Annotated in this window: 4 protein-coding genes and 1 pseudogene; 2 read left to right on the top strand and 3 right to left on the bottom strand. The window is 68.3% G+C overall.

Features of this window, described 5'->3' with window-relative positions:
- The coding region (locus VIU94_RS14445; protein WP_331911429.1) for a xanthine dehydrogenase family protein molybdopterin-binding subunit at positions 1–1,422 on the top strand (1,422 nt) is incomplete at its 5' end.
- An 81-nt stretch (positions 1,423–1,503) separates the two neighbouring features.
- On the opposite strand, the gene VIU94_RS14440 is transcribed toward VIU94_RS14445, so the two are convergent.
- Positions 1,504–2,517 (bottom strand): AraC family transcriptional regulator, encoded by a 1,014-nt coding sequence (locus VIU94_RS14440; RefSeq protein ID WP_331911427.1) that lies wholly within the window; start codon positions 2,515–2,517, stop codon positions 1,504–1,506.
- Between the two features lie 116 nt (positions 2,518–2,633).
- Here VIU94_RS14440 and VIU94_RS14435 point away from each other — a divergent pair, with 116 nt between their 5' ends.
- Positions 2,634–3,026: an ester cyclase gene (locus tag VIU94_RS14435; protein WP_331911425.1), complete on the top strand. Its 393-nt coding sequence runs from the start codon at positions 2,634–2,636 to the stop codon at positions 3,024–3,026.
- Positions 3,027–3,054: 28 nt separating this feature from the next.
- Here the strand turns inward: VIU94_RS14435 and VIU94_RS14430 are convergent, their stop codons facing one another.
- Both VIU94_RS14430 and VIU94_RS14425 read right to left on the bottom strand, forming a co-directional pair.
- Entirely contained in the window at positions 3,055–3,894 is an 840-nt protein-coding gene (locus VIU94_RS14430) for a helix-turn-helix transcriptional regulator (protein ID WP_331911422.1), read from the bottom strand.
- A gap of 396 nt (positions 3,895–4,290) precedes the next feature.
- Positions 4,291–4,521: pseudogene (locus tag VIU94_RS14425) on the bottom strand (short-chain dehydrogenase); the annotation flags it as partial.

Genomic DNA, 4,521 nt, shown 5'->3' with positions numbered 1-4,521 from the left:
CACCGGCCCCAGCTCACCCAGACCGTTCGGCTGGGCGCCTCCCGCGACGGCGTCCTCAACGCCGTCAGCCACCAGAGCGTCTCCGAGCGCCCGACCACGGTCACCTTCCCCATGACCCCGGCCCACAACACCACGGACGCCCTCTACCGCACGCCCAACCTGCGCGTCCATGCGGAGCTGGCCGTCCTCGACATCCCCGGGAGCCGGGCGATGCGCGGACCCAATGAAGCCCCCGGATCCTTCGCCCTGGAGACGGCCATGGACGAGTTGGCCGTAGCCACCGGTATCGATCCGGTCGAACTGCGGCTGCGGAACAACGCCACCGTCCACCCCGTCTCTGGGCTGCCTTGGTCGAGCAAGCACCTTGAGGAGTGCTACCGCGTCGGCGCGCGGCGATTCGGCTGGTCCGCCCGCAGCGCCACGCCCCGCGCACGCATCGACGGGCAGTGGCTGTACGGCACCGGTATGGCCACCGGCATCTACCCTGCGCACCGCCGTCCCGCGAGCGTACGCGTCCGGTTGCTCGACGACGACACGGCCGTGGTCTCGACGGGGATCTCGGACTTCGGCACCGGCGGGGCGACCATGGTCGCGGTCTCCGGTGCCGACGCCCTGGGGATACCCCTGGACCGGGTGACGCCCGAGATCGGCGACTCACTGCTGCCTCAGGGAGCACCCGCCGTCGGCTCCAGCGCCACGCACGCCACCGTGCCCCAGGTCGTGAACGCTGCCCGCGATGCGATCGACGAACTCAAGCGGGTCGCCGTCACCGACGACGGGTCGCCGTGGCACGGCGCCAGCGCGGACGACCTGCGCTACGAGCGCGGGACCCTGCATGGGCTCGGCCGCTCGATGACCTTCGGCCGCCTGCTCAGAGCTGTCGGCTCACCGGGCATCACCGCGCTCGCCGAGTCACCCGGTGCCGCCGACCCGGAGTACGTGCACCACAGCTTCGGCGCCCACTTCTGCGAGGTACGCGTCAACCGATTCACCGGCGAGACCCGAGTCACCCGGTTCACCACCGTCGCCGACGTCGGCCGCGTCATCAACGCCAAGGCCGCCCGCAGCCAGCTCGTCGGCGGCGTCATCTTCGGCATCGGCCACGCCCTGCTGGAGGAGAACCACCTGGAGCTCGACACCGGACGCCTGGCCAGCAGCACCCTCGCCGACTACCTGGTTCCCGTCAACGCGGACGTCCCCGATATCGACGTTGTCATGCTCGACCGGCCCGACCCCATCCTCACCGGACCGCTCGGCGACGGCGGCGAGGACGTCGGGACCCGGAGCCTGGGCGCCAGAGGCCTCGGCGAGATCGGCACCGTCGGCTCGGCGGCCGCGATCGGCAACGCCGTCTACAACGCCACCGGCATCCGGGTGCGCGACGTTCCCATCACCCTCGACAAGCTGATCGAGCACTTGTGACCGGGCCATCTGCTGCGAATGGCCTGGTCACGAGGTCGGTACCGTGGGAGCAGCGCGCTGCTTGCCGCAGGCGTGTAGGCCTCAGGCGACACCGAGGGTGACCTCGTCGCGACGTTCCTCTGTCCCAGCGGCTCGCAGCGCACGGTCCCGGAACTGCTTCGGCGAGGCACCGACTACACGCCGAAACGCGGTGCTGAACGCGCTCTCGGACTCGTACCCCGTGGCGAACGCGAGCTCGGAGATCGTCTGCGTGTTCCGCCGAAGAGCGTCGCGCGCCAGGCTCATGCGCCACTGGATCAGGTACTCGAGCGGCGCGAGCCCCACCTGTCGTTTGAATGACTTCGCAAAACCCGAGCGCGACAGGTGACTGATACCGGCGAGCTCTTCAACGGTCCAACGGCGGGCCACGTTCGCGTGCATCGCACGCAGCGCAGCGCCGACACCGTCGTCGACCAGCGCCCCCAGCCACCCGACCGGGCGGTCCGCCTGTTCGGCATGAGCACGCAGCACCTGGACCAGGAGGATCTGGACCAGATGATCAAGGATGAGGGAACTCCCGATGGCGCAGGTCCCGACTTCGCTGGACAACAGTTCTGTCACATACGCCAGCGAACGGATCCGTGGATCGTCCGCGTGAATGTGCACCAGCGGCGGCAGGATGTCGAGCAGGATGGGGGCGTTGAGCTCGTCGAACCAGAAGTACCCACCGCACAGATAGGTGTCTTCGTCGTCGACCGGCCCGATACGCACGGCGCCCTCATCGGCGGTGTCCCACAACGTCGCGGCCGGCAGCGGCTCGACGGACAGGCTGCTGCCCAGCGAGTAGGCCGGCGGGTTGCTCAGCAGGTAGAAGTCGCCTTCATGCAGATGCACCGGCTCTCGCCCGTCGAGTGCCAGCCAGCTCTCGCCGCGCACCACGCCTCCGATCTTGACGTGCGGGAACGCCTCGAAGCGCACTCCCCACAGCCCACCGGCACGCAGCGCCGGATAGACCACGGTACGAGGTCGTAGCAGCCCGATCGCGTCCGCGACCGGATCGCTCGCTCCCCCCTCAGACGGGAGAGTGGACGATGCGTAAGAAAATGCGGACGGCACGTTATGGATTCTAGCAACGGGCGGCTTCAGGCTTGTCCTGTCCTCGCGCCGCGAACGCAATGAACGAGACGAGGCGACAACGCGCGGCGCAGTTCTAGTCGAGAGGGAAAGTCGAAATGACACACACCGAACTCCACAAGTTCTACGAGCGCTACATCGCGGCGCTCAACGCCCACGAGTTCCACCGCCTGGACGAGTTCGTCGCCGACGAGCTCACGCACTTCGGTGACGCCGTCACCCGCGACCAGGTCCTCGCCGCACTGACTGCCCAGGTGGACGCCGCGCCGGATCTGAAGTGGCGCCTCGACGACCTCAGGGTCAGCGGCCACGACCTGGCCGCGCGCCTGACCAACACCGGCACCCCGGTCAAGGAATGGCTCGGCGTCGCCCCTACCGGCGCCTCGTTCGAGGTCACCGAGTACGCCCTCTACCGAGTCCGCGACGGACGGTTCATCAACATGACGAACCTGCAGGACTCCGACACAGCCAGAGAGCAGCTGGGCGGCTGACCACGAAGGCATCGGACGGGGGAACGATTCAGCGCAGAGCCTGTGCGCCGATGACTGACAGCATCTGCACCTTCTCGTAGCTCTCGGAGCCGGGGACCGCGGTGTAGACCATCAGTGAGTGGGCCTGGTCCGGGTCGACCAGCCGCTGGCAGTTCAGCTCCAGCGCACCGACCTCGGGGTGCACGAAGTGCTTGACATCGTGGGGGCGGATCCCGATCTCGTGCTCCTCCCACACCCGCCGGAACTCCTCGCTGCCGTCCAGCAACAGGTCCGCGAGGTAGGCCGCCCGGGAATCGGGACCCCGGAGAGTGACGAGCCCACGCAACCCGGCGGCGTACATCCTGGTCAGGAAGGCGTGCTCCTCGGGCGCATAGAGTTCCCGGGCGTACGGGTCGGTGAACCACCGGTAGCCGATACTGCGAGCCGGCCCGGTGTACTGGGTCGTATCACCCGTGAGCGCCACCCCCATCGGCGTCTGCCGCAGGGTCTCGCCCAGTTCGGTGACGATCTCCGCAGGAGTGTCCTCGAGGCGGTCCAGGATCCGCAGCAGCCCAGGGCTGATGTGCTCGCTGGAACTGCCCCGGGGTGGCGGGTTGTGCCCGGCCAGCCGGAACAGGTGGTCACGCTCGTCGATCGACAGGTGCAGCCCCTGAGCGATCGAGGCAAGCATCTGCGGCGACGGCTGCGGGCCACGCTCCCGCTCCAGCCGGGAGTAGTAGTCCGCCGACATGTTGCACAGCGCCGCGACCTCCTCCCGCCGCAGCCCGCTGGTCCGGCGCCGCTGCCCGCGAGGCATGCCGACGTCCTCCGGCTGCATTGCCTCACGCCGATTGCGGAGAAACCCCGCCAGCCCGGTGCGATCGATCAAGACGCTCCCCCTTCTGAGAGTTCTGACTTTGGTTCTATCCCAAGCGGGCGAACGTATCCATGCTCTGGCGATCCCCTTATGGCGGAGCCGTGACCTCGACGCATGTGATCGGGAGGGCCTGGATAAGGCGCTGTCCCGCTGAGGATCTGGACCAGGGCCGGGTCAGCGGACGAGTGGGGCGGCCCGGATCGCAGCGGGCTACACCCTCGACCACTACGGTATCGGGCAGGCCCTGCGCATCTTCCGCACCGAGAGACGCAGCCTGGGCTCTGACAAGGCCGACATTCCTGACGGTGCGCGTCTTGAGCGGGCCGATCGGGACGCCGATCGACGCTGACGCCGGGTCCCGGTCCAGGCTCGGGCCGGCAAGCCCTTCGAGGCTCATGGAGGCACACCTCACCACGGCAGGGGCGTTGCCTCCCAGGTGGTGAAGGTGCCGCCGGGGTCGCCCGGTCCGAGCCGGACACACCTCAAGATCTCCTGAGATGCATCCTCGATGGTCTCGGTGCCCATGAATCCGACGAGGGCTGTGCGGGCAAAGCCAGGAGACACGAGGTTGACTTTGATCTCGGACCCCGCCAGCTCGTCCATCATCGTGATCGTGAGGGCATTCAGTGCTGCCTTGGA

This window comes from Streptomyces sp., assembly GCF_036566765.1.
In the GTDB taxonomy this organism is placed as follows: Bacteria; Actinomycetota; Actinomycetes; order Streptomycetales; family Streptomycetaceae; genus Streptomyces.
The sequence above is the reverse complement of the archived record's forward strand: the minus strand, read 5'-3'. Positions and strand labels throughout refer to the sequence as shown.